We start from the raw sequence: 24,793 nt of genomic DNA, 5'->3' as shown, positions 1-24,793 counted from the left end.
CGTGCCATCGGACGACGTCGCGGTCGCGGCGGCCGCGGCCCGCGCGGCGGCCGGGGTGCTGCTCGGCCTGCGCGGCGGGGAGCTGACCGGCCGGGAACTCGGCGACGCCGGGGATGCCGCCGCCCAGCGCGCCGTCGTCGACGTGCTCACCCGCGAGCGGCCGCACGACATCGTCTTCAGCGAGGAGGCCGCCGACGACCCGCGCCGCCTCGACGCCGACCGCGTCTGGATCGTCGACCCGCTGGACGGGACCCGCGAGTACGGCGAGGGCGGCCGGCACGACTGGGCGGTGCACGTGGCGCTCTGGTCGGCCGGCGAGCGGGGGGTGGGTGGGGACCTGACAGCCGCCGCCGTGGCGCTGCCCGCCCTCGGCGAGGTGCTGGTGACCGAGCCGCCGGCCGCCGTCCCGCCGCGCGGGGAGGGACCGGTCCGGATCGGGGTCAGCCGCACCCGTCCCCCCGCCGTCGCCGGCGCCGTCGCGGCAGCCCTCGACGGGGTGCTCGTGCCGCTGGGTTCGGCCGGCTACAAGGCCGTGGCGGTCGCGCGCGGCGAGGTGGACGCCTACCTGCACGCCGGCGGCATGTACCAGTGGGACTCCGCCGCACCGGTCGCCGTGGCCCGGGCCGCGGGGCTGGCCACCTGCCGGATGGACGGCACGCCGCTGGTCTACAACGAGCCCGATCCCTCGCTGCCGGACCTCGTCGTGTGCCGTCCGGAACTGGCCGACCGCATCCTGGCTGCGGTGCGTTCCGCCCGATAGCGGACACTGGACCGGGAATCGGGGCCGCGGCGCGGCGGTTGCCCTTCTTTCGAGCCCCCTTGCTGTCGAGCCCCGGAGCATCTGCGTGACGACCCCCGACTACCGGCTGACCCAGCTGGAGACGCTGGAGGCCGAGTCCATCCACGTGATCCGCGAGGTGGTCGCCGAACTGGAGCGCCCGGTGCTGCTGTTCTCCGGTGGCAAGGACTCGATCGTGATGCTGGAGCTGGCCCGCAAGGCGTTCGCGCCGGCGCGGATCCCTTTCCCGGTCATGCACGTCGACACCGGGCTGAACTTCCCGGACGTGCTCGAGTTCCGCGACAAGCGGGTCGCCGAGCTCGGCGTCGAGCTGATCGTCGCGTCGGTGCCCGACGCGATCGCCGCCGGCACGGTGAAGGAGGAGCCCAACGGCTCCCGCAACCGCATCCAGACGCCGGTGCTGCTCGACGCGGTCGAGGAGCACGGCTTCACCGCGCTGTTCGGCGGCGCCCGCCGGGACGAGGACAAGGCGCGGGCCAAGGAGCGGGTGTTCTCCTTCCGCGACGAGTTCGGCCAGTGGGACCCCAAGAACCAGCGCCCCGAGATCTGGGACCTGTACAACGGCCGGATCCACCTGGGCGAGTCGATCCGCGTCTTCCCGCTGTCGAACTGGACCGAGCTCGACATCTGGCAGTACATCCTGCGCGAGAACATCGCGATCCCCCCGCTGTACCTCGCGGAGGAGCGGGAGGTCGTCGAGCGCCAGGGGATGCTCTACGCGGTCAACGAGTTCATCCGGCCCCGGGACGGCGAGCAGGTGCGCCGCGAGACGGTGCGCTACCGGACCGTCGGCGACGCCAACCTGACCGCCGCCGTCCTGTCGGAGGCGACCACGGTCGAGGAGGTCATCGCCGAGATCGCGGTGACCCGGATGACCGAGCGCGGCGCCACCCGCGGCGACGACAAGGTCAGCGAGGCCGCCATGGAGGACCGGAAGAAGGAGGGCTACTTCTGATGGGCGCCTCCCTCGCGGCCCTCCGGCCCCCGGCGCCACCGGCCGAGCAGCAGCCACACCACGACGGCGAGGAGCACCAGCCCCGTCGTCCAGCCGGCCACCTCCGGCGTGCGCGTCGCACCCACGCCGAGCAGGTCGCAGACCCACTGCGCGACCGCGTAGCCGGCCACGTAGCCGACGAGCACGACCAGCAGGGCGGGCACGGCGGCGACGAAGACGAACATGCGGTCCTTCCAGCCGGGGGGATCCGCTCCAGCGTCCGCCTCCGCCGCGCCGTCCGCCATCGAGCCGCCCGACCGGACAGGAAGGCCCCCTGATGGCTGTCGACCACAGCGCCGCCCGGTCCGGCATCCAGCCCGCGCCGGAGATCCACCCCGAGCCCCCGATCCCCGTGCACTCGCCGCTCGCCGAGAAGGCCCACGACATCGTCCTCGCGCGCAAGGACATCATCCGGATCGCCACAGCCGGATCCGTGGACGACGGCAAGAGCACGCTGATCGGCCGGTTGCTCTACGACAGCAAGGCCGTCTTCGTGGACCAGTACGAGGCGGTCGAGCGGGCCAGCAAGGGCGACTACGTCGATCTGGCGCTGCTCACCGACGGGCTGCGGGCCGAGCGCGAGCAGGGCATCACCATCGACGTCGCCTACCGGTACTTCAGCACCCCGCGGCGCACGTTCATCCTGGCCGACACCCCGGGTCACGTGCAGTACACCCGGAACATGGTCACCGGCGCCTCGACGGCGGACCTCGCGATCGTGCTGGTGGACGCCCGCAAGGGGATGCTCGAGCAGAGCCGCCGGCACGCCTTCCTCGCCTCGCTGCTGCGGGTGCCGCACCTCGTCGTCGCGGTCAACAAGATGGATCTCGTCGACTGGTCGGAGGAGGTCTACGAGGGGATCCGCGACGAGTTCACCGCGTTCGCGGCCAAGCTGAACGTGCCCGACCTGACCGTCGTCCCGATCTCCGCCCTGAACGGCGACAACGTCGTGACCCGGTCGGCGAACAGCCCGTGGTACGACGGGCCGTCGCTGCTGCACCACCTCGAGCACGTGCACGTCGCCAGCGACCGCAACCTGGTCGACGCCCGGTTCCCGGTGCAGTACGTGATCCGCCCGCAGTCCGACGCGTTCCACGACTACCGCGGCTACGCCGGCACCGTCGCCAGCGGGGTGCTGCGGCCGGGCGACGAGGTGCGGGTCCTGCCCAGCGGCCTGACGACGACGATCGCCGGCATCGACGGCCCCCGCGGCCCGGTGGAGGAGGCGTTCGCGCCGATGGCCGTGACCGTCCGGCTGGCCGACGACCTCGACGTCTCCCGCGGCGACCTGATCTGCCGGCCGGCGAACGCGCCGCACGCCACCCAGGACCTCGACGCCCTGGTCTGCTGGATGGCCGACGAGCCGCTGCGCCCGCGGCAGCGGATCGCGGTCAAGCACACGACCCGCACGGTGCGCGGCATGGTCAAGGAGCTGGCCTACCGGCTCGACGTGAACACGCTGCACCGCGATCCGGCGGCGACCGAGCTCGGCCTCAACGACATCGGCCGGGTGAAGCTGCGGACCACCCAGCCGCTGTTCGTCGACGACTACGCCCGCAACCGGGTCACGGGCCGGTTCATCCTGATCGACGAGGCGACCAACGCCACCGTCGGTGCGGGGATGCTGACGCCGGCGGGCTGACGGTGCCGCGCAGCCGCATCTCGGTCCTCCTGCTGGTCGCGGCGATCGTCGCCGTCGCCCTGAACCAGCGCCCGGCGGTGGTGGCCGTGGCCCCGGTGCTCGGGGACCTGCGCGCCGACACGGGGCTGTCCTCCGCGATGGGCGGCCTGCTCACCACCCTGCCCGTGCTCTGCTTCGGCGCGTTCGCCCCGATCGCACCGCGACTGGCGCGGCGGATCGGCCTCGAGACCGCGGTCGCGCTCTCCCTGCTGCTGCTGGCCGCGGGCATCGCGCTGCGACTGCTCCCGCCCGTCGCCCTGCTGTTCGCGGGCAGCCTCCTCGCCGGTGCCGCGATCGCGCTGGCGAACGTGCTGCTCCCGGCCTACGTGAAGCGGGAGTTCCGCCGCCCGGGGGCGGTGATGGGCCTGTACTCGGCCGCGTTGAACGTCGGCGCGGCGGCCGGCGCCGCCCTCACCATCCCGGTGGCCGCAGCCCTGGGGGTGGACTGGCGGTGGGCGCTGGGGTCGTGGCTCGTGCTAGCCCTCGCCGCGCTGGCCCTCTGGCTGCCGGTCGCGGGCACCGGCCATGCGCACCGAACGAGCGAACCGCTCCCCGAGGGAGCGGGCTCCTGGTCGCTGCTCCGCCAGCCGCTGGCCCGGCAGGTCACGGCCTACCTGGGGCTGCAGAGCGTGCAGTTCTACTCGCTCGCCGCCTGGCTGCCCACGCTGCTCGCCGACGCGGGCGTGCCGGTCAGCCAGGGCGGACTCTTCCTCGGGCTGGCCAACATCGTGGGGGCCGCCGGCGCACTGCTCATCCCGGCCCAGGCCGGCCGGATGCGCACCCAGCGTCCGCTGATCGTTCTCGTCGGGCTGGCCTACGTGCTCGGGCTCGGCGGGCTGCTGGTGTCGCCGACCGACGGCACCCTCGTCTGGGTCGCGGCCTTCGGGCTGGCCCAGGGCGGCGGATTCGCCCTCGCCCTGACGCTCATCGTGCTGCGCAGCCCCACCCCGCTGGTGGCCGCCCGGCTCGGGGGTGTCGCCCAGTGCCTGGGCTACCTGGTGGCGGCGGTCGGCCCGCTGGTCCTCGGTGCGCTGTACGACGGGACCCGCGGGTGGACGTGGCCGTTGCTCGTGCTGCTGGCCGCGGTGGCGCCGATGACGTGGGCCGGCTGGGGCGCGGCGCGCGACGTCGTCCTGGACGTCGTCAGCGAAGGGTCACCGGCAGGTGCGCGAACCCCCGCAGGGTCGTCAGGTCCCGCCGGACCGGCCGGCCGCTGACCCGGAGCGCCGGGAACCGCTCGTTCAGCGCGCGCAGCCCGACGACCCCCTCCAGCCGGGCCAGGCCCGCACCCAGGCAGTAGTGGATGCCGCCGGAGAAGGCGAGGTGGTCGCGGGCGTTGGCGCGCCGGATGTCGAACCGGGCCGGCTCGGGGAAGACCTCCGGATCGCGGTTCGCCGCACCCAGCAGGACGGTCACGTGGGTCCCGGCCGGCACCCTCCGGCCGCCGATGTCGACGTCGGTCCTCGGGGTGCGCCCGGTGATCTGGACCGGGCTGTCGTGGCGCAGGACCTCCTCGACCGCCCCGGCCCAGCCCGAGGGGTCGGCGCTCAGTGCGGCCCGCTGACCGGGGTGGGCGTCCAGCAGCACGACGGCGTTGCCGAGCAGGTTCATCGTCGTCTCGAACCCGGCCCCGAGGAGCAGCATCACCATGGCGTGCAGCTCCCGCTCGGTCAGGGCCTCCTCCTCCGGCAGGACCACCAGCCGGCTGACCAGGTCGTCCCCGGGCTCCCTCCGCAGCCGCGCGAAGTGCTCCCGCAGGAAGACGTGCATGGCCCGCAGCGAGCGCTCGGCGCCCGCGTACCGCCGGAACGGGAGTCCGGGATCGAGCGTGGCGGCCGCGGCCGCGCCCCACCGGAGGAACTCCGCTCGGCGCTCGACGGGCACCCCGAGCAGGTCCGCGATGACCAGGACGGGCAGCTGCGCGGCATAGGTCTCGACGAGGTCGACCGGCCCCCTGGTCCGCTCGAGCGCGTCGAGCAGCCCATCGGCGTTCCGCTGCACGGCCGGCTCGAGGTCCGCCGTCGCCCGCGGGGTGAACGACCTGCTCACCAGGCGGCGGAACCGGGTGTGGTCGGGTGGGTCCACGGCCAGCATGGAGGGCGGTTCGGCGACGCCCATGGCGTCCAGTTCGTCGCCGAACCGCAGGGCCCAGCGGATCAGGCCCGGGGCCGCCGACCGGTCCCAGCCCACACCGAAGTGCTCCGAGCGCAGGACCTCCGACGCGACGGCGTGCGAGGTGGTCACCAGCCCGAGGCTGCTCACCGTCAGCGGCCCGCGGGAGCGCAGCTGCTCGTAGAGGGCGTGCGGCTCGTCGCGGACCGCGCGGTCGCGCAGCAGCCGGCCGAGCGGATCACCGCGGCGGGCGCCCCGCGCGAGGTAGACGGCGGGCAGGCCGTGCCGGACGGCCCAGCGCGCGACGGTGCGGGCCGGGCGCAGAGCGGCGGTGGGAACGAGGGCCGTCCGCACCGCAGCCGCCGCCGTCGTCGTCAGCCCTGGTCCGTCGGTGCCGGGGCCGAGCCCGGGTCGCCGTCCCAGTCCTTGCCCGCCACGTCGGCGTTCTCCGATGCGCTGTCGGTCTGACCCGCGACGGTCTCGACCATCTCCTCGTCGGAGAGCCCCGCACCCGCGGGTTCGGTCGTGCTGTTCGGCTCGCTCATCGCGCTGACTCCTTCGTCGGGACGTCGTCACCTGCGCCCGTCCCCGCATCCCGGCGACGGCAAACCCGCCGATCGGTCACCCGGCCGTCGGGCGGAGCTCGAACCAGACCCGCTTGCCGCCGCGGTGGTCCTCGCTGCCCCAGCGGTCGGCGATCGCCTTCACGAGCAGGAGCCCGCGCCCCCGGGGCTGCTCGTGCTCCAGCTCGCGCACCACGGGACGGATCGAGGACCCGTCGGCGACGGAGATCCGGAGCCAGCCGTCGGACACCGCCAGCTCCAGGCTCAGGCTCGCCTCCCCCCGTACGTGGTCGATGACGTTCGCGACCAGTTCGGTCACCAGCAGGGCCGCGTCGTCGAGGTCCTGCGGCACGTCCCAGGCCCGGAGGATCTCGAGCAGGAGGTGCCGCGCGGCGGGAACGCTGCTCCGGGTCGGGGGCAGGTCGATGCTGGCGGTGAGGCTGGACATGCGGCGCTTCCGTTCTCCGGGATGCATGGGCAGCGGCCGTCCACGCCTTCGTGACGCGACCAGGGGCCGGCGCGTGGGACGCCGTTCCGTTGTGCACAATGAATCACGGGGTGCACTCGTTTGGCAACCCCCGTTGCGTGTCACCGGCGTTGCGCGTCATGGCCATTGCACGCAACACCCGTTTCCTGCGGTACCGTCGCAACTGACGGCGCCGTGCCGTCCGCCGAGGACGACGGGATCCACACGTGGCCGGTTCGCCGCAGGACGCCGCTGCCGACTCCGCGACCCGGGCCCTCGAGAGGCTCGTCACGGAACTGGACGCCTGCATCGCCGAGCTCCAGCGTGCGCGTGCCCGCTCGGAGAACCTGCTCGAGAAGCGGCGGGCGGGGCGACCGTGGCTGGAGATCGTGACCGGCGAGGCGCGTCCGCTGGTCGTGGAGAGCATCTCCACCGTGCTGGGCTCGCTGGCGACGGCCGGGCACGCGTGGCGGCTCGAGCAGGCCTCCGCCCTGCAGGGCGAGGACGTGAGCATCAACCGGATCGCCGCGTTGTTCGGCGTCACCCGTCAGCGGATCTCGGCCCTGCTCCGGGAACGGGACGCCGGGCGGTCCCCCGGCGCTCCGCCCGCCTGACCCTCGCCCGGTGACCGGGCGGTGAACAGCGCCCAGCCCACCCAGGCGTGGGCCGCGGCGAAGAGCAGCACCGACAGCGGGCCGAGGACGGGCACGAACGGCCCCTCGAAGGCGGCGAACGCGACCGCCGCGCCGGCGAGGAGCGCCCCGGCTCCACGCGGCAGCACACCGGCCCGCTCCACCGCCACGCCCACGAGCGCGAGGCCGACGAACCACAGCAGCGCGAGCCCGCCCACCGCCCGGACCGTGGCCGAGCCGAGGAGCGGGCCGTCGATGTCCAGCAGGGCGGGGGCCTCCCGGGCCAGCACGGGGAAGGCGAACGCCTCCAGCGCGGCGAGGGACGCGGTCACGACCAGTCCCACGACGGTCAGGATCAGGCCGCCGGCGCCGAGACGGCCCAGGCGCGTCCCGTGGCGGGCGGCCAGGCCCGCCAGTCCCAGGAGGGAGAGGACGGCGACCAGCAGCCCGGCCGCATGGCCGGGCATCCAGAACGCGCTCCTGGACGCTGCCACGAACCCGGTCTCGAAGATGTCCGGGTGCCCGACCACCGGCAGGATCAGCAGACCGGCCAGGACCAGGCCGGCGCCGGACCACCGGACGTAGCTCCGCACGGCTCCTCCCTCGACGCGGGGTGGACCCATGGTCGCGCCGTTCGGCCGGGGGGCACAGGGCTCAGGCGATGAGTGAGTCGATCAGCTTGTAGACGCGCTGCTCGGAGACCGGCCGCGGAGTGCCGACGACCTGGGCGAAGAGTCCGACGCGCAGCTCCTCGATCATCCAGCGCACCCGGGTGACCGGATCGTCGGGCGCACCCGTGGCCGGGACCCGCGCGCGGAGCTGGTCGTACTCCGCGGTCACCGCCGCGACCTGCGCCGTCCAGAGCTCGTCCCGTACCGCGTTGGCCGGCAGCTTCTCCAGCCGGTGCGCCATCCCACGCAGGTAGCGGACGACGTCGGTCAGCCGCCGCCGGCCGGTGGCGGCGACGAATCCGCGGTGCAGCAGCCCGCCCATCTGGCGGCGCAGGTCGGCGATCGCCGCCTCGGGCACCCGCCGCCCCGGCGCGGCCCCGATCGCCACGGCGACCTCGCGGGCCTGGGTCAGCACGTCCTCGACCTTGCGCACCGTGTCGACGGTCAGGGGCAGGAGCTGCGTCTTCGCCGTCGCCACGAGCGCGTCGAACGCGGCCCGGTCGCGCGGAGGGCCACCGGCCGCGGCGATCAGCTCGTCGGCGGCGGCGTCCACGCAGTCGGCGACCAGGTCGGGGATCTCGCCGTCGGGGTTGAACTGCAGGGCGAGCCGGGAGCGCGGGCCGAGCGACTTGACCACCTGCTTCGCCGGCGAGCCCGCCACCAGCACGAGCAGCCGCCGGGCACCGGCCCAGGTCAGCCGGCCGGCCTCGGTCCCGGTCGGGACGACGCGCACGCCGACCGTCGGTCCCTCGTCCACCAGGGCCGGGTAGGCGGTGACCAGATGCCCGCCCCGCCGCACCTCGACGGTGCGCGGCAGGTCCCCGAAGTCCCAGGAGGTCAGCCCGGTCCGCTCGACGTCCGCTGCGGCCCGGGCCAGGCTCGCCCGCGCCTTCGGGGCGACCTGCTCCCGCAACGCGTCGAGGTCCTTGCCGGTGGCCAGCGGGCGGTGGTGGTCGTCGAGGACCCGGTAGGTCGCCCGGAGGTGGTCGGGAACCTGCTCGGGGGCCCAGGCGTCGGGCGGGATCGTGACCGCGGTCGCCCGGCGCAGCTCGCGCTCGAGCGCGGGCAGCAGCGGCTCACCGGGGTCGATGTGCGGCAGCACCTCGCGCACCCGGTCGGGGATCGGCACCAGCCCCCGGCGCAGCTGCTTGGGCAGGGTGCGCAGCAGGGCGGTCACCAGCTCCTCCCGCAGCCCCGGGACCGTGAAGGCCAGCGACTCCGCCGACACGACGCCGTCCAGCATCGCGAGCGGGACGTCGACGGTCACGCCGTCCTCGGCCGTGCCGGGCGCGAAGGCGTAGGAGAGCGGCAGGGTCAGGCCCTGCGTCAGCCGCACCTCGTCGGGATAGTCCTCGACGCGCACCTGCCCGGCGGCCGCTGCGTTGGTGAGCATCGCGGGCGTGAACGTGAGCAGGTCCGGCTGCTGCCGGCGGGCGGACTTCCACCAGCGGTCGAAGTGCCGGGTGGAGACGACGTCGGCCGGGATCCGGGCGTCGTAGAGCTCGAACAGGGTCTCCTCGTCGACGCGGATGTCGCGCCGCCGCGCCCGCTCCTCCAACTCTGCGACCTGCTCGATCGCGCGCTGGTTCGCCGTCCAGAAGGCGTGGTGCGTCGTCCACTCCCCCTCGACGAGCGCGTGCCGGATGAACAACTCGCGGGAGACGACCGGATCGATCGAGCCGTACTGCACGCGCCGGCCGACGACGAGCGGCAGCCCGTACAGGGTGACCCGCTCGGTGGCGACGACGGAGCCCCGCTTCGCGTCCCACCGCGGCTCGGAGTACTGCCGCTTCACCAGGTGCGCCGCGAGCTTCTCGACCTCCTCGGGGTCGATGCGCGCCACGGTGCGGGCGAACAGCCGGCTGGTCTCGACCAGGTCGGCGGCGACCACCCAGCGCGGCGGCTTCTTCGCCAGCGGCGTGCCCGGCGCGATCACGAAGCGGGTGTTGCGGGTGCCCAGGTACTCGCGGCTCGGCCGCTTGTCACCCTTGGCCTGCTCGGCCTGGACGCCGACGTGGGACAGCAGGCCGGCGAGGAGGGCGGCGTGGATGCCGCGCTCGTCAGGTTCGGCCGCCGGCTCGCCGACCGTCATGCCGAGCCGGCGCGCGGTACCGCGCAGCTGGCCGTGCAGGTCCTGCCACTCCCGGATGCGCAGGTAGTGGAGGAACTCGCGCTTGACCGTGCGCCGGAACTGGTTGCCGGACAGGGCGTCCTGCTGCTCGCCGAGGTACCGCCACAGGTTGAGCAGGGCGAGGAAGTCGGAGTGCTCGTGCGCGAACCGGGCGTGGAACTGGTCGGCCGCCTGCTGGTGGTCGGTCGGGCGCTCGCGCGGGTCCTGGATGGTCAGGCCCGCGGCGATGACCAGCACCTCGTCCAGCACGCCCCGCTCGTCGGCCTCGACGACCATCCGCGCCATCCGCGGGTCCAGCGGGAGGGCGGCCAGGGCACGGCCGGTCGCGGTGAGCTTCCCGTGCTCGTCGAGGGCGTGCAGCTCCTCCAGCAGCGCGACCCCGTCGGCCACGGCGCGGCGGTCCGGCGGGTCGACGAACGGGAAGTCCTCGACCGCCCCCAGGTCGAGCGCGGCCATCTGCAGCAGGACCGAGGCGAGGTTGGTGCGCAGGATCTCGGGGTCGGTGAACTCGGGCCGGCTCTCGAAGTCGGCCTCGGTGTAGAGCCGGATCGCGATGCCGTCGGACGTGCGGCCGCACCGCCCGGACCGCTGCCGCGCCGAGGCCTGGCTGACCGGCTCGATGGGCAGCCGCTGCACCTTCGTGCGATGGCTGTACCGGGAGATCCGCGCCGTCCCCGGGTCGACGACGTACTTGATGCCGGGCACGGTGAGCGACGTCTCGGCGACGTTCGTGGCCAGGACGACCCGGCGCCCGCCGTGGGGGGCGAAGACCTTGTGCTGGTCGGCGGCCGACAGCCGTGAGTAGAGCTGCAGGATCTCCGTGTTCGGGAGCGCCCGCTCGGCCAGCGCGTCGGCGGTGTCGCGGATCTCCCGCTCGCCCGCCAGGAACACCAGGACGTCGCCCGGCCCCTCGGCCACCAGCTCGTCGACGGCGTCGACGATCGCGGTGACCTGGTCCCGGTCGGGATCGGCGTCCGGCTGGTCGGGATCGACCACCGGGCGGTAGCGGATCTCGACGGGATACGCCCGGCCGCTGACCTCGACGATCGGCGCACCCGCGAAGTGCGCGGCCACCCGCTCGACGTCGATGGTCGCCGAGGTGATGACGAGCTTGAGGTCCGGGCGCCTGGGCAGCAGCTGGGCGAGGTAGCCCAGCAGGAAGTCGATGTTGAGGCTCCGCTCGTGCGCCTCGTCGAGGATGATCGTGTCGTACTGACGCAGCATCCGGTCGTGCGCGATCTCGGCCAGCAGGACGCCGTCGGTCATCAGCTTGACCAGCGTGCGATCGCCGACCTGGTCGGTGAAGCGCACCTTCCAGCCCACGACCTCGCCCAGCGGGCTGTCCAGCTCCTCCGCGATCCGCTCGGCCACGCTGCGGGCGGCGATCCGGCGCGGCTGGGTGTGCCCGATCCGGCCGCGGATGCCGCGGCCCAGCTCGAGGGCGATCTTGGGCAGCTGGGTGGTCTTCCCGGAGCCGGTCTCGCCGGCGACGATCACCACCTGGGAGTCGCGCAGCGCGGCGGCGATGTCGTCGCGCCGCCGGCTGACCGGCAGCTCGTCGGGATAGCTGATCTCCGGGAGGGCGGCCCGGCGGCGCGCGATGCGCTCCTCGGCGGCGGCGACGTCCGCGGCGATGCGCTCGCGCTGCCGTTCCCGGGCCTGGGGATCCCGGGTGCGACGGAGTCCGTCGAGACGACGGCCGAGCCGGTGCTCGTCCACGAGGGTGAGCGCCGGGAGCCGTGCCCGGAGATCGTCCTGCGGGGCGCTCACGGGCGGACTCGCGTTCCTCTCGGGTGACGGGGGGTGACCGGGACGGGTGGCCGGCTTTCCCAGGATCCCACTGCGGCGGGGATCACCCCGGGATGTCCACCATCGGCGGCTGCCGATCGGTGTACGGTGCACGTAGTTGTTTGCAGCGCGCAACGAGTTGCAGCGTGCACATCATTCTCGGACCATCGGAGATCCCCATGCCCTCGGCGGCCCTGGAGCGGAGCGGCACCGCCGCCCGGCTCGAGCAGGTGCACACCCTCTCCGAGCAGCTCCCCCGGTTCATGCGGCTGGTGCACGCGGTCAAGACGCAGATGGCCACGACGGACAACCGCGACCGGGCGGCCCTCGTCCTGCTCTTCCCGCTGGCCCGCCTCGGCCCGCTGCGGCAGGGCGCCCTCGCCGACGTGGTGCACGCCGACCCGTCCACGGTGAGCAGGCACGTCGCCGTCCTGGTCGAGCAGGGACTCGTCCGGCGGGTGGCCGACGAGGCGGACGGCCGCGCCACCCGGCTGGTGGTCACCGATGCCGGCCACACCGCCCTCGACGCCCTGCGCGCCGAGCGCGAGGCCCATCTGGACCGGGTCACCGCCGGCTGGAGCGCCGACGACCTGGCCACGTTCACCGCCCTGTTCGGCCGCCTCCTCGACGACATCACCGCCACGCTGCCCGGCGGCGAGACCGCCCCCTTCGACCTTCCGAGAGAGAACCGATGAGCCAGAGCACCGCCCGCACGAGCTCGACCGAACGGCGGGACGCCCGAGCGGCGGCCGCCGCGCCGGACGCCAGCGGGGCCTTCACGCACCGCCAGATCGTCACGATCCTCGCCGGCCTCATGCTCGGCATGTTCCTGGCGGCGCTCGACCAGACCGTCGTGTCGACCGCGATCCGGGTCATCGCCGACGACCTGCAGGGCTTCGATCTGCAGGCCTGGGCGACGACGGCGTTCCTGATCACCTCGACGATCACCACGCCGCTCTACGGCAAGCTCTCCGACCTCTACGGACGGCGGCCGTTCTACCTCTTCGCCATCGGCGTCTTCGTCGTCGGCTCCGCGCTCTGCGGGCTCGCCGACTCGATGTACCAGCTCGCGGCGTTCCGGGCGATCCAGGGGATCGGCGCCGGCGGCCTCATGTCCCTGGCCCTGGCGATCATCGGCGACATCGTGCCGCCGCGGGAGCGCTCCCGGTACCAGGGTTTCTTCATGGCCGTGTTCGGCACCTCGAGCGTCCTGGGCCCGGTCATCGGCGGGTTCCTCGCCGGGCAGGACTCGCTGCTGGGGATCACCGGCTGGCGCTGGATCTTCTACGTCAACGTGCCGCTGGGCCTGCTCGCCTTCGTCGTGGTCATGCGGGTGCTGCACCTGCCCCACACGCGCCGCGACCACCGGATCGACTGGCCCGGCGCGCTCGCGCTCGTCACCTGCCTGGTGCCGCTGCTGATCGTCGCCGAGCAGGGCCGCATCTGGGGCTGGGACTCCGGGCGGGCGCTGCTCTGCTACGCGATCGGCGCCGTCGGCCTGGCCGTCTTCGTCCTCGCCGAGCGCGCCTACGGGGACGACGCCCTGCTGCCGCTCCGGCTCTTCCGGAACAGCAGCTTCGCGATCGGCAGCGCGAGCAGCGTCGTCCTCGGCGCCGGGATGTTCGGCGGGATCCTGCTGCTGCCGCTGTACCTGCAGATCGTCCAGGGCTCCAGCCCGACCGTCGCGGGCCTGCAGATGATCCCGCTGGTCGCCGGCATCATGACCGGCGCGATGAGCTCGGGCATCACGATCAGCAAGACGGGCAAGTACAAGGTCTTCCCGCTCGTCGGGACGCTGCTCATCGTCGCGGCGCTCGTCGCGATGTCGTTCATCGTCGGCCCCGACATCTCCGTGTGGGCGCTGGTGCCCTTCATGGTGCTGCTGGGCCTCGGGCTCGGCTTCAACTTCCAGCCGGTGATCCTGGCCGTGCAGAACGCCGTCCGCCCGCACGAGATGGGCGTCGCGACGTCGTCGGTGACCTTCTTCCGCCAGATGGGCGGCACGATCGGGGTCGCGGCCTTCCTGTCGATCATGTTCACCCGGCTGCCCACCGACATCGAGGACGCCGTGACGTCCGCGGCAGCCACGGACCCGCGGATCGGTGCCGCGCTGCAGAGCGGCCAGCTCCAGGGCGGCGCGGACCTGTCCGACACGTCGTTCATCCAGGAGCTGCCGGCGTTCCTCGCGCAGCCGTTCAAGCAGGGCTTCTCGAACACGATCGACCTGGTCTTCCTGGTCGCCGCGGCGGTCGTCGCGCTCGGCTTCTTCGTCCTCCTCTTCCTGCCGCAGGTCGCACTGAGCAACAAGTCGGGCATCCAGGCGCGACAGGACGCCGAGGACGGCGCGGGCGGGCCCGCGGCCGCGCCCGACGAGGCCGTCCAGGCGGTCGGTGCCGCCGCCCCGACCTCGACCGCCCCGCCGGTCGGGAGCCCGGGAGGACCCGCGGCCGAGCAGGGACACCGCCGGGAGGCCTGACGCCGAGGAGTACCGACGTGCGGCGGCGGCGGCACCGGGATGTCCGGTGCCACCGCCGCTGGTCGGTCAGGGCCCGGGCTCGGCGCCCGGGCCGTCGCTCACTCCACCTCGTAGGAGACCGTGCCGTCCTCGTCCACGGTCGCGGCGACCTCGACGCTGTCCGAGGCGTCCTCGGCGTTGCTCACGGTGCACGGGATCGGCGTCCCGACGCCGTCCACGAGGACGGAGTGGCCGTTGACGTGACACGTGCTGACGACCTCCACGCCGGCCACCTCGCCCAGCTGCTCGGTCAGCGACGCCTCGACGGTCGCGACGTCGACGAAGCTGTTCACGCTGGCGACCTCGACGTTGCCGTCGTCGTCGGTCTGGGTGACCGTGAAGGTGATCGGCTGGCCCTCCAGCGACGCCGTGCAGGAGAAGGTCGCCCCCGCCTCCGCCTCGATGTCCGACGGGCAGGAGACGTCGGTCGGCGCGACGCCGGCCTGGTCCTCGGTCGCCTGCGAGATCAGCTGCTCGGCCTCCGTCGAGTCCAAGATCTTGGTGCCGAACAGCATCACCGCACCGACGGCGAGCCCGCCGAGCAGGAAGACGGCGGCGACGATCGCGCCGATGACGGCGCCGGTGCGCCTGCGCGGTGCCGGCGGCTGCCCGAAGCCGGCGGGCGGCAGGCCGGGGCCGACAGGCGGCTGCCCGAAGCCGGAAGGCGGGGAGCCGTAGGCGGGGGCCGGCGGGCCGTAGGCGGGGGCCGGCGGGCCGTAGGCGGGGGCCGGCGGGCCGTAGGCGTGGGCCGGCGGGCCGTACTGCGGCGCGGCCGGGCCGGAGGACGGGCTGGGGTAGGTCTGCTGTGCCATCGTGGTTCTCCTCGTCGAGTGGGGCCGGGGAGACCATGACGGGCACCGCTTGGGGCCGACTTGCCACGCACTAGCGGCCCACTTGAATCGGCCCGCAGGGGCGGACGGATCTCGATCTCGGTGCCGTCGGGCGGTAGGTTCGCCATCGGCCGTCGGGCCGCCGAACGACGGCGGACCCCGTGCTCAATTGACGGCATTCGCGCAACGTCGGGCTGGCGGTGCGGACGCCGGACTGCCACCGTCGTCCCGTGCTCGACGACTTCCGCACCCTCGACGTCGCGGTGCGATCGGCGCACGGGGACGTCACGGTCCACGCGGCGGTCGGCGGCGATGGACCTCCGGTGCTCCTGCTGCACGGGTTCCCGCAGACGCACGTCATGTGGCACCGCGTCGCTCCCGCGCTGGCCCGGTCCCACACCGTCGTAGCCGCGGACCTCCGCGGCTACGGCGACTCGTCACGTCCCCCGGCGGGGGCCGACCACGCCGGCTACTCCTTCCGCGCCATGGCCGCCGACCAGCACGCGCTGATGACAGCACTCGGCCATGAGCGCTACGCCGTGGTCGGGCACGACCGGGGCGCCCGGGTGGCACACCGGCTGGCCCTCGACGAGCCGGACGCCGTCACCCATGTCGCCCTCCTCGACATCCTGCCGACGGCGCACGTCTACGACTCCGTCGACCGGCGGCTGGCCACCGCCTACTACCACTGGTTCTTCTTCATCCAGCCGGCCCCGGTGCCCGAGCGGCTGATCGCCGGCGACCCGATCGGTTACCTGCACAGCCTGCTGGGCGGATGGGGCAGCAGGCTGGACGCGCAGGACCCGGGCGCGCTGAAGGAGTACGAGCGCTGCTTCCTCGACGCCGACGCCCGCTCCGCGATGCTCGAGGACTATCGCGCCGGCGCATCGGTCGACTACGACCTGGACACCGCCGACGCCGCGGCCGGACGCCGGGTGGCAGCTCCCCTCCTGGTGCTCTGGGGATCGCGGAGCGTCGTCGGCAGGGGGCCGGACGACCCGCTGACGGTCTGGCGGACCCGGGCCGGCGAGGTCTCCGGCCACGCCGTCGACGCCGGGCACTTCCTCGCCGAGGAGCGGCCGGCCGAGACGGCGGCCGCTCTGGAGGAGTTCCTCGACTGAGGCGTCACACCAGTTGGCCGGCTGTGGCCGCCCGCGAACGCGCAGTCCTGGTCCCCGCAACCTCGGCCGCCTGGCACAGGTACTGAGGCGCGATCCGTTTGCGGCGACCAGGATCCGCGCCAGCCTGCCGAAGCGAGCCCGCGGACTTTGTCCCGAGCGGACCGACCCTTCCCGAGGCGTCGGCGCCCCTCCTCTGCCCTCGGCGAGCAGCGCAAGGTGACTCGTCCACCTCTGACGTGGAGTTTTGCCGGCTCGGGCCTTGTCTCTGGTCCGGCCACAGCGCGGCCCGTCCGGGCGCGGCCCGTCTCGGCGAGGCGACAGGCGGGCGCGTCGGGAGGCGACACCGTCCGGCTCAGAAGGGTGGTGGATCGTCGTCCGGCACCGCCGCTGTCGGCGGGGCAGCCACCTGCGCCGTCGGCCCGCGTTGGTCGGGTGATTCACGGCCGGGAGGTCGAGTAGTGCGGGTCACCCCAGATGGGGTGGTGACGTGCAGGACGCCGTCGCGATCCATCACGAAGCGCCAGCCCGGCGCGAACGTCTTGAGTCGGTGGTGGCTGCGGCACAGGCAGCAGAGGTTGGAACAGTCGGTCTGCCCGCCGCACCCGTGCGGGACGACGTGGTCGAGATCGGCCGAGCCCGCTCGCTGCCCGCAGTTGGGGAAACGGCAGGCCCGGTCACGGGTGCGGACAAACGCGTCCTGAGCGTCGGTGGGCCAGTAGGCGGTGGTCGCAGCCGGACGGCCGAGCACGGGGCAGCCGCAGTCGCTGTCCGGGTGCTCTCGGCACCCTGCGCGGGCCAGGCGCGCCAGCTTCGAGTGCGACGCGGTGGTCAGCAGGCGCCCCTGGGGGTCGGTGATCGCGAAGGTCAGCGAGCTGCAGTCGGGGGCCTGCAGCCCTAGGAAGCCGAGCTGGGCAATCAGTTCGCGCAGGTGGCCGGCGGTGATCGGCTGCCCGTTCACCGCTCCCGACTGGGCCGACTGCCCGGTGAGTGAGGGCAGCGGCACGGTGATGCTGAGTCGGGCGGTGACGGCAGGGAGGCGGGTATCCCAGGGACGGCGGATGAGATCGGCCAGCACCGCGGCGCGCAGTTCGCCGATCGGTCGAGGGTCACCGTCGCTCTTGAGCATCGCCGCCAACTGGTCGACCACGGCCAGACACTCGGCCGACACCGGGGTGGGCAGATCAGCGGCCAGCGTGCTCATGCCCTGCAGATGTGAGGGGTAGGAGCGCACGTCCGCCTGCCGCTGTGCGTCCTTGCGCCGCATATCGGCCGCATCGGCGTCGAGCTGGAGTACCAGCTCCAACGTCCGGGCCCTCAGCCGGCCGAGCGACAGGCCGGTCGCCTCGGACAGCACCTGGGCCTCGACCGCCCGTGCCATCGCCGGCGCGGTGTGGGCGAGCACGTCGGCAAGGACTTTCGCGCGCGGCTCGTCCAATGTGCCTTCAGCCAGCGCCGCCCAGGTGGCCGGCAGGCTCTGCCGGTAGATCCACGCCCGCCGCGCCAGGTGCGAAGCGCTGCCCCGGCCGCAGTTGAGCACCACCGCGAGTTCGGCCGTGAAGAACTCGGACACCCCCGGCAGCTCGGTGTCCGGAGCCCATGAGCCCCTCTTCGCGCCGGGGTGGTCGGCAGGCGGATCGAGGGTGTCGGGAGTGTCGTCAGCGAGACCCATGACGAGTTCGGCCTCGTAGGCGGCGTCCATCGCCCGACGCGCCTGCACCCGCTGCAACTCGGCGGCCTTCTGCGCCTTGGACAGCAGCGCGACCGGCAACCGGCGATCGGGCAGCGGCACCTCGATCGACCAGTCCAGCAGCAGCCCCTCCACCGACTGCCGACCCCGGATCCGACCCATGCAGCGAACATACGTTCGAGGTCTGACACTTTTCGGCCGGCGCGGGCGCGAACGTCCGCGTCGCAGCGACTGGAGGGAGTCCTCGTCCAACTGGTGGAGGACGGTCGTCGCGGCGTGGACCCGACGCCGTGGCGCAGCATCAGCCCGGCCAGGCGGAGGCGTCGAGCAGTCCGATACGCGAGTTGACCCGCTCGGCCTCCGTCCGGCGGCGGCTGGACGGCCTGGTCCGGCGCATCCTGCTTGGCCTGCGCATGGATGCGGCCAGCCGGAGCGGGTCCTGGTGCTCGACTGCGCCAGACCGGCCCGTAGCCGATCCGCTCCAGCAACCGGACGACCAGCCGGCCACACGGCTCGGGACCGGACCTGCTCGCGGCTTACGCTGGCGCGCGTGGGCTCCTCGCTGATCCTGTCCCGCCGCGACCTGGACTTCCTGCTGCACGAATGGCTCGACGTGGAGTCGCTGACCAAGCGCCCGCGGTTCGCCGAGCACTCGCGGGAGACCTTCGACGCGGCCCTCGACCTGGCCGAGGAGATCGCCACCGAGCACTTCGCGCCGCACAACCGCAAGGCCGACGAGAACGAGCCGCGGATGGTCGACGGCAAGGTCGAGATGATCCCGGAGGTGGGCCGGGCGCTGAAGGTCTTCGCCGAGGCGGGGCTGGTGGCCGGCGAGTTCGACGAGGAGTTCGGGGGCATGCAGCTGCCGCACGTGGTCGGTCAGGCCGTGTTCGCCTGGTTCAACGCGGCCAACGTCGGGACGGCGGCCTATCCGTTCCTCACCACGGCGAACGCGCGGCTGCTGCTGACCCACGGCAGCCGGGAGCAGATCGACACCTACGTGCGGCCCGAGCTCGAGGGCCGCTGGTTCGGCACGATGGCGCTGTCGGAGCCCCAGGCGGGCTCGTCGCTGGCCGACATCACCACGAGGGCCGAGCCCCAGGGCGACGGCACCTACCGGCTGACCGGCAACAAGATGTGGATCTCCGGCGGCGACCACGAGCTGACCGAGAACATCGTCCATCTGGTGCTGGCCAAGATCCCCGGCGGACCGCCCGGCGTGAAGGGCATCTCGCTGTTCGTCGTGCCGAAGTTCCTCGTGGAACACGACGGCTCACTGGGCGAGCGGAACGACGTGGTCCTGGCCGGGCTCAACCACAAGATGGGCTTCCGGGGGACGACGAACACGCTGCTCAACTTCGGCGAGGGCGTGCACACCCCGGGCGGGCGGGCCGGCGCCGTCGGCTACCTGGTCGGCGACCGGCACCGCGGCCTGACCTACATGTTCTCGATGATGAACGAGGCACGGATCGCCGTCGGCATGGGCGCGGCGGTGCTCGGCTACACCGGCTACCTGCACGCGCTCGACTACGCCCGCACCCGCACCCAGGGCCGGCCGGCGGGCGCCAAGTCCGGGCGGGCGGGCGAGGGTCTGTCGGCGCCGGTCCCGATCATCGAGCACGCCGACGTCCGCCGGATGCTGCTCGCCGCCAAGTCCTACTCGGAGGGTGGGCTGGCGCTCGTGCTCTACTGCGCGCGCCTCGTCGACGAGGAGCAGACGGCCGAGTCGCTCGAGGACCGCGCCCGCGCCCACCTGCTGCTGGAGATGCTCACCCCGATCGCGAAGGCGTGGCCGTCGCAGTGGGGCCCGGTCGCCGACGACCTGGCGATCCAGGTGCACGGCGGCTACGGCTACACCCGCGACTACCCGGTCGAGCAGTTCTACCGGGACAACCGGCTGAACCCGATCCACGAGGGCACGCAGGGCATCCAGTCCCTCGACCTGCTGGGCCGCAAGGTCGTCATGCAGGGCGGGGCCGGACTGGCGCTGCTGGCCGCGACCATCGGCGCGACGACGGCACGGGCCGCAGGCACCGAGTGGGCCGGGTTCGCCGCCGACCTCGACGCCGCGGTCGCCCGGCTGGGAGCGGTCACCGCGACGCTGTGGGGCGCCGGCGATCCCGACGTCACCCTGGCGAACTCGCACGTCTACCTGGAGGCGGCCGGCCACGTCGTCGTCGGCTGGCTGTGGCTCGAGCAGGCGATGGCCTGCGGGACGTCGAGGAGCGACTTCCACGACGGCAAGCGGCAGGCCGCGCGGTACTTCTGGCGGTGGGAGTTGCCACGGGTGCAGCACCGCTTCGACCTGCTCGGGGCGCTGGACCGGACGGTGCTGGACACCCCGCCGAACTGGCTCTGAGACGACGCCCGGCTCTGAAAGGCCGGCTCTGGAACGACCGAGCCCCGCTCGCTCCGTGAGGAGCGGCGGGGCTTCGGGCGTTCGGCGATCGTCCGATCAGGCGGCGACCGCACCCACCGGCTCGGCGATCGGGCTGCGCCCACCGCCGGGCTGCTCGGCCCGCAGTTCCTGCTCGTAGCGAGCCGTGGACCGCGTGCCCATGGCGATGACGAGGGCCGTCAGCACCAGGAACCCCAGCAGGAGCACGGCCGGCCACATCAACATCTGCACTTCTCCCCCACGCTGTCGGTGTGCCGCCGCCGGGTCAGGGGCGGCGGCACGTCGTCAGGGGTCTTCTTCCCCAGCCGAACAACGTCTCAATCGTCGATTCGTGATGTTCGCCTGACCGTGTGTGACCAGGTTCACTCCCATCGGCCGATCACACGCGTCTCTTGAGCACCTTCCGCACGTGATCTGATCGGGCCATGACCCCTGCGGCCCAGGCGACGCCGGGGCGCCCGGGTCTGCTGCTCCTGGCACTGTCGCTCGGGGTCACCACGCTGTCCCTGCTGCAGACCCTGGTCGTGCCCGTCCTCGGGGCGATCGCCGACCAGTTGCGCGTGTCCGCCGGCGCGGCCGGCTGGGTCCTGACGGCGAATCTGCTCGCGGCCGCCGTCCTCACCCCGGTGCTCGGCCGCCTCGGGGACCTCCGGGGCGAACGACCGGTGATCCTCGGCATCCTGCTCGCTGTCGCCGTCGGCACCCTGCTGTCCATCGTGGCGACGTCCCTGCCGCTGCTGCTCGTGGGCCGGATCCTCCAGGGCGCCTCCTACGGGCTGTTCCCGCTGTCGATGAGCGTGCTGCGCCGGGAGCTGCCGGCCGCCCGGCTGACCGTGGCCATGTCGGTGGTCAGCAGCACGCTGGCCGTGGGCGGCGTCATCGGGCTGGTCGGGACCGGCCTGCTCGCCGGCGACGGCGCCGACTACCGCCGTCCCTTCTGGATCGGGCTGGTCGTCACGCTGCTGTCGCTGGGGCTCAGCGCGCTGGTCGTGCCGAGGCGACCGGCGACCGGCTCCGGGCGGGTGGACTGGTGGGGGGCCCTCGTGCTCGGCGCCGGTCTGGTGCTGCTCCTGCTGCCGGTGTCGCAGGGCCACGCCTGGGGCTGGGCGTCCCCGGTGACGATCGGCTGCCTCGGCGGGGCGGTGCTCACGCTGGCCGGCTGGATCGTCCTCCAACGGCGGACGACGGATCCGCTCGTCCGGCCCGCGATGCTGGCCGACCGCCGCACCGTGGTCCCGAACGTCGCCGGTCTCATGACCGGGATCGCCCTCTTCGCGTCGTTCCTCGCCGTCCTCTCCTACGTGCAGGCCCCGCCGGAGGTGACCGGTTACGGGTTCGGCGCCTCGGTACTGGAGGCATCCGTGGTCTACCTGCTGCCCGGCGCGGTGGTCGGTTTCCTGGTGGCCCCGTTCGCCGGGAGGCTGGTCGGCCGGCTCGGTGCGCTGGCGACGCTGCTCGCGGGGGCCGCCTCGGGGGTGGCCGGCTTCGTCCTGCTGGCGGTGCTGCGCAGCACCCCCTGGGTCGTCATCGCCGCCGGCCTGCTCACGCAGATCGCGGTCACGGTCGCGTACGCCGCGCTGCCGACACTGATCGTCCAGGCGGTGCGGAAGGAGGAGACCGGCGTGGCCAACGCGGTCAACTCGATCGCCCGTTCGGTCGGGCAGGCCCTCGGGAGCACCCTCGCCGTCACGTTCATCGCGGCGAACCTCGATCCCGCGATCGGCTTTCCCCGCGACGTCGCCTTCACGCTCATCGTGCTGACGGGGGCGATCGCCTCGGCAGCGGTGATGGTGGTGGCCGCGGCCGGTCTGTGGGCCGACCGCCGCGGACCGAGGGCGGAACCTCCGGCCGGCGCCGGAACGACGGCGCCGGGCGGTGCCTGGTCGCCGGTGTCCGGCATTCGCTGAACCGTTACCGGCGCAGGGCATGGAACAGGATCGTCCGGGGCATCGGATGACGGACCGCGTCCCCCGCTCCCGACGGAGAACTTCCCATGGCCCGACCCCCCGGCTCCTCGAGCCACACCGCGGAGACGCACGTCAGCGGTGGAGACCCCGCGCCGGAGACCGACGAGATCAGCGGCACGCGCGCCGACTACGCCCCGACCGGGGCCGACCCCAAGCCCACCACCGGCGGCACGATCAAGCGGACGCTGAAGGAGTTCAGCGAGGACAACCTCACCGACTGGGCGGCCGCACTGACCTACTACGGCGTCCTGGCGCTGTTCCCGGCGCTGATCGCCCTGCTGTCCATCGTCGGCCTGCTCACCGACCCCAAGACGCTCACCGACGCGCTCACCGCCGTCGTCCCCGGGGAGGCCGCCGAGACCCTGAACCCGGTGGTGGAGGGGATCGCCGCCTCCGACAGCAAGGCCGGGTTCGGTCTGATCCTGGGTATCGCCGCCGCGGTCTGGTCCGCCTCGGGCTACGTCAGCGCCTTCACCCGCGCGGCCAACGTCGTCTACGAGACGCCCGAGGGCCGCAAGATCTGGAAGCTCAAGCCGCTGCAGTTGCTGGTCACCCTGATCGGCATCCTGTTCGCCGCCCTGATCCTGGCCATGCTGGTGCTGAGCGGACCCGTGGTGGACGCCGTGGCGCAGGCGATCGGTGTCGGTGACACCGGGCTGACGATCTGGAACGTCGTGAAGTGGCCGGTGATGCTGGTCATCCTCGCGCTGATGATCGCCGTCCTCTACTACTCGACGCCGAACGTGAAGCTGCGTGGCTTCAAGTGGGTGAGCCCCGGTGCCGGGGTCGCGATCCTCGTCGCCATCGTGGCGTCGGCCCTGTTCGCCTTCTACGTGGGCAACTTCGGCAGCTACGACAAGACCTACGGCGCCCTCGCCGGCGTCGTGATCTTCCTGATCTGGTTCTGGCTGATCAACGTGGCGTTGCTGTTCGGCATCGAGCTGGACGCCGAGATCGAGCGGACCAAGGAGCTGAAGGAGGGCGTGCCGCGGGCGGACAAGGAGATCCAGCTCGACGCCCGGGACGACCCGAAGCCCCAGCAGACGACCTGACCGACCACCTCCCTGCCGGTGTCCGGTTGGCTCCGGCACCGGCGGGTAGGGGCGGCGGCACGTCCCTGCTGCGAGGAGGCAGTCGTGCCGAGCACTCCCCCGCCCGTGACCTCCGATTTCTACGACCTGGAAGCTCTGCTCGACGACGACGACCGAGCGGTGCTGCACCGGGTCCGCGAGTTCATGGACACCGAGGTCCAGCCGATCATCAACGAGTACTGGACGAAGGCCCAGACGCCCCGGCACCTCATCCCGGGGATCGCGAAGCTGGGCATCGCGGGGACCCCGTACTCGGGCTACGGCTGCCCCGGGAAGTCCACGCTGCTGGACGGCATGATCGCCATGGAGCTCTCCCGCGGCGACCCGTCGATCTCCACGTTCATGGGCGTCCACGGCGGCCTCGCGATGGGCAGCATCTACCTCTGCGGTTCCGAGGAGCAGAAGGAACGCTGGCTGCCCGCGATGGCCCGGATGGAGCTGATCGGCGCGTTCGGCCTGACCGAGCCCGACTCCGGCTCCGACGTCGCCCGCGGCCTGCAGACCAGGGCCCGCCGGGACGGCGACACGTGGGTGCTGGACGGCCAGAAGAAGTGGATCGGCAACGCCAGCTTCGCCGACCTGGTCATCATCTGGGCGCAGGACGTCGAGACGCAGCGGGTGCTCGGCTTCGTCGTGGAGAAGGGCACCGAGGGCTTCTCCACCGTCGACCTCGAGGACAAGATCGCCCTGCGCGCGGTGCAGAACGCGCTGATCACGCTCGACGGCGTCCGTGTGCCGGAGGAGAACCGGCTGCAGGAGGCCAACGGCTTCAAGGACACCGCCAGGGTGCTGAAGATGACCCGCGCCGGTGTCGCGTGGTCGGCGGTCGGCTGCTCGCGCGGCGCCTACGAGCACGCCCTCCGGTACGCCAACGAGCGCACCCAGTTCGGCAGGCCGATCGCCGGCTTCCAGCTGGTCCAGGACCTGCTCGTGCGGATGCTCGGGAACATCACGGCGTCCGCGGCCCTGTGCATGCGGCTCTCGCAGCTGCAGGACGCCGGCCGGATGACCGACGAGCAGGCGTCGCTGGCCAAGGCGTTCAGCACCGTGCGGATGCGGGAGACCGTCGGCTGGGCCCGCGAGCTGATGGGCGGCAACGGCATCCTGCTGGAGCACAACGTGGGCCGGTTCGTCGCCGACGCCGAGGCGATCTACTCCTACGAGGGCACCCGGGAGGTCAACACCCTCATCGTCGGACGGGCGATCACCGGGCGCGGCGCCATCGTCTGAGCGGTCGTTCCGGCAGCTCGGGATCGGTCAGCGCGTCCCATGCGCCGGCCGACGGCCGGCGCCGCCCGAGGCCCCCTCCGGAGTCTCCTGATGGGGCTGCTCCTGCCCCTGACGCCC

Annotated in this window: 21 protein-coding genes; 12 read left to right on the top strand and 9 right to left on the bottom strand. The window is 73.1% G+C overall.

The window, feature by feature from the left end:
* Nucleotide 1: 1 nt before the first annotated feature.
* Together E4P39_RS07870 and cysD are read left to right on the top strand one after the other, a co-directional pair.
* The gene (locus E4P39_RS07870) at nt 2-760 is read left to right on the top strand and encodes an inositol monophosphatase family protein (RefSeq protein ID WP_135135840.1); all 759 of its coding nucleotides are present in this window, start codon (nt 2-4) and stop codon (nt 758-760) included.
* A gap of 85 nt (nt 761-845) precedes the next feature.
* Nucleotides 846-1,754 carry a sulfate adenylyltransferase subunit CysD gene (gene cysD / locus E4P39_RS07865; protein ID WP_135135839.1) on the top strand — a complete coding sequence of 303 codons (909 nt, stop codon included), beginning with the start codon at nt 846-848 and terminating at the stop codon, nt 1,752-1,754.
* Here the strand turns inward: cysD and E4P39_RS07860 are convergent.
* Nucleotides 1,745-1,978 carry a hypothetical protein gene (locus E4P39_RS07860; RefSeq protein ID WP_135135838.1) on the bottom strand — a complete coding sequence of 78 codons (234 nt, stop codon included), beginning with the start codon at nt 1,976-1,978 and terminating at the stop codon, nt 1,745-1,747. The two genes, cysD and E4P39_RS07860, sit on opposite strands and share 10 nt — an antisense overlap.
* Before the next feature lie 167 nt (nt 1,979-2,145).
* On the opposite strand from E4P39_RS07860, the gene E4P39_RS07855 reads away from it, so the two are divergent.
* Both E4P39_RS07855 and E4P39_RS07850 read left to right on the top strand, forming a co-directional pair.
* Entirely contained in the window at nt 2,146-3,435 is a 1,290-nt protein-coding gene (locus E4P39_RS07855; protein ID WP_348633810.1) for a GTP-binding protein, read from the top strand.
* Between the two features lie 2 nt (nt 3,436-3,437).
* Entirely contained in the window at nt 3,438-4,691 is a 1,254-nt protein-coding gene (locus tag E4P39_RS07850) for an MFS transporter (RefSeq protein ID WP_167761684.1), read from the top strand.
* Here the strand turns inward: E4P39_RS07850 and E4P39_RS07845 are convergent.
* From E4P39_RS07845 to E4P39_RS07840, 3 genes are all read right to left on the bottom strand, one after another.
* Complete coding sequence (locus tag E4P39_RS07845) at nt 4,618-5,940, bottom strand: cytochrome P450 (RefSeq protein WP_245159703.1); 1,323 nt, start codon at nt 5,938-5,940, stop codon at nt 4,618-4,620. The genes E4P39_RS07850 and E4P39_RS07845 overlap by 74 nt on opposite strands.
* Before the next feature lie 20 nt (nt 5,941-5,960).
* Nucleotides 5,961-6,131 (bottom strand): hypothetical protein, encoded by a 171-nt coding sequence (locus E4P39_RS22265; RefSeq protein ID WP_167761703.1) that lies wholly within the window; start codon nt 6,129-6,131, stop codon nt 5,961-5,963.
* A gap of 76 nt (nt 6,132-6,207) precedes the next feature.
* Entirely contained in the window at nt 6,208-6,597 is a 390-nt protein-coding gene (locus tag E4P39_RS07840; protein ID WP_135135836.1) for an ATP-binding protein, read from the bottom strand.
* A 245-nt stretch (nt 6,598-6,842) separates the two neighbouring features.
* Between E4P39_RS07840 and E4P39_RS07835 the strand changes: the two genes are divergently transcribed.
* Complete coding sequence (locus tag E4P39_RS07835; RefSeq protein ID WP_135135835.1) at nt 6,843-7,229, top strand: hypothetical protein; 387 nt, start codon at nt 6,843-6,845, stop codon at nt 7,227-7,229.
* On the opposite strand, the gene E4P39_RS07830 is transcribed toward E4P39_RS07835, so the two are convergent.
* The gene (locus E4P39_RS07830; RefSeq protein WP_135135834.1) at nt 7,163-7,840 is read right to left on the bottom strand and encodes a hypothetical protein; all 678 of its coding nucleotides are present in this window, start codon (nt 7,838-7,840) and stop codon (nt 7,163-7,165) included. The genes E4P39_RS07835 and E4P39_RS07830 overlap by 67 nt on opposite strands.
* 61 nt (nt 7,841-7,901) lie before the next feature.
* Nucleotides 7,902-11,819: an ATP-dependent RNA helicase HrpA gene (gene hrpA / locus E4P39_RS07825; RefSeq protein WP_135135833.1), complete on the bottom strand. Its 3,918-nt coding sequence runs from the start codon at nt 11,817-11,819 to the stop codon at nt 7,902-7,904.
* A gap of 197 nt (nt 11,820-12,016) precedes the next feature.
* Between hrpA and E4P39_RS07820 the strand changes: the two genes are divergently transcribed.
* Nucleotides 12,017-12,532, top strand: coding sequence for a MarR family transcriptional regulator (locus E4P39_RS07820; RefSeq protein WP_135135832.1), 516 nt, complete (start codon nt 12,017-12,019; stop codon nt 12,530-12,532).
* The gene (locus tag E4P39_RS07815; RefSeq protein ID WP_135135831.1) at nt 12,529-14,313 is read left to right on the top strand and encodes an MDR family MFS transporter; all 1,785 of its coding nucleotides are present in this window, start codon (nt 12,529-12,531) and stop codon (nt 14,311-14,313) included. The genes E4P39_RS07820 and E4P39_RS07815 overlap by 4 nt, the downstream gene beginning before the upstream one ends.
* A 98-nt stretch (nt 14,314-14,411) precedes the next feature.
* On the opposite strand, the gene E4P39_RS22260 is transcribed toward E4P39_RS07815, so the two are convergent.
* A complete protein-coding gene (locus E4P39_RS22260; RefSeq protein ID WP_167761683.1) occupies nt 14,412-15,164 on the bottom strand; it encodes a DUF4333 domain-containing protein in 753 nt (250 codons plus the stop codon).
* A gap of 248 nt (nt 15,165-15,412) precedes the next feature.
* Here E4P39_RS22260 and E4P39_RS07800 point away from each other — a divergent pair, with 248 nt between their 5' ends.
* Nucleotides 15,413-16,303, top strand: a complete 891-nt coding sequence (locus tag E4P39_RS07800) for an alpha/beta hydrolase (RefSeq protein WP_135135828.1) — start codon at nt 15,413-15,415, stop codon at nt 16,301-16,303.
* Between the two features lie 352 nt (nt 16,304-16,655).
* On the opposite strand, the gene E4P39_RS07795 is transcribed toward E4P39_RS07800, so the two are convergent.
* Nucleotides 16,656-18,125, bottom strand: coding sequence for an HNH endonuclease signature motif containing protein (locus E4P39_RS07795; protein ID WP_245159702.1), 1,470 nt, complete (start codon nt 18,123-18,125; stop codon nt 16,656-16,658).
* Between the two features lie 415 nt (nt 18,126-18,540).
* Between E4P39_RS07795 and E4P39_RS07790 the strand changes: the two genes are divergently transcribed.
* The gene (locus E4P39_RS07790; protein ID WP_135135827.1) at nt 18,541-20,349 is read left to right on the top strand and encodes an acyl-CoA dehydrogenase; all 1,809 of its coding nucleotides are present in this window, start codon (nt 18,541-18,543) and stop codon (nt 20,347-20,349) included.
* A 96-nt stretch (nt 20,350-20,445) separates the two neighbouring features.
* Here the strand turns inward: E4P39_RS07790 and E4P39_RS22255 are convergent, their stop codons facing one another.
* Complete coding sequence (locus E4P39_RS22255) at nt 20,446-20,613, bottom strand: hypothetical protein (protein ID WP_167761681.1); 168 nt, start codon at nt 20,611-20,613, stop codon at nt 20,446-20,448.
* A 200-nt stretch (nt 20,614-20,813) separates the two neighbouring features.
* On the opposite strand from E4P39_RS22255, the gene E4P39_RS07785 reads away from it, so the two are divergent.
* The 3 genes from E4P39_RS07785 (at nt 20,814) to E4P39_RS07775 (ending at nt 24,676) form a co-directional block, all read left to right on the top strand.
* Complete coding sequence (locus E4P39_RS07785) at nt 20,814-22,295, top strand: MFS transporter (protein WP_135135826.1); 1,482 nt, start codon at nt 20,814-20,816, stop codon at nt 22,293-22,295.
* Between the two features lie 86 nt (nt 22,296-22,381).
* Complete coding sequence (locus E4P39_RS07780) at nt 22,382-23,407, top strand: YihY/virulence factor BrkB family protein (RefSeq protein ID WP_135135825.1); 1,026 nt, start codon at nt 22,382-22,384, stop codon at nt 23,405-23,407.
* 84 nt (nt 23,408-23,491) lie between these two features.
* A complete protein-coding gene (locus tag E4P39_RS07775; RefSeq protein ID WP_135135824.1) occupies nt 23,492-24,676 on the top strand; it encodes an acyl-CoA dehydrogenase family protein in 1,185 nt (394 codons plus the stop codon).
* Nucleotides 24,677-24,793: the final 117 nt, after the last annotated feature.

The sequence above is a fragment of the Blastococcus sp. CT_GayMR19 genome, assembly GCF_004570385.1.
GTDB lineage: Bacteria > Actinomycetota > Actinomycetes > Mycobacteriales > Geodermatophilaceae > Blastococcus_B.
The sequence above is the reverse complement of the archived record's forward strand: the minus strand, read 5'-3'. Positions and strand labels throughout refer to the sequence as shown.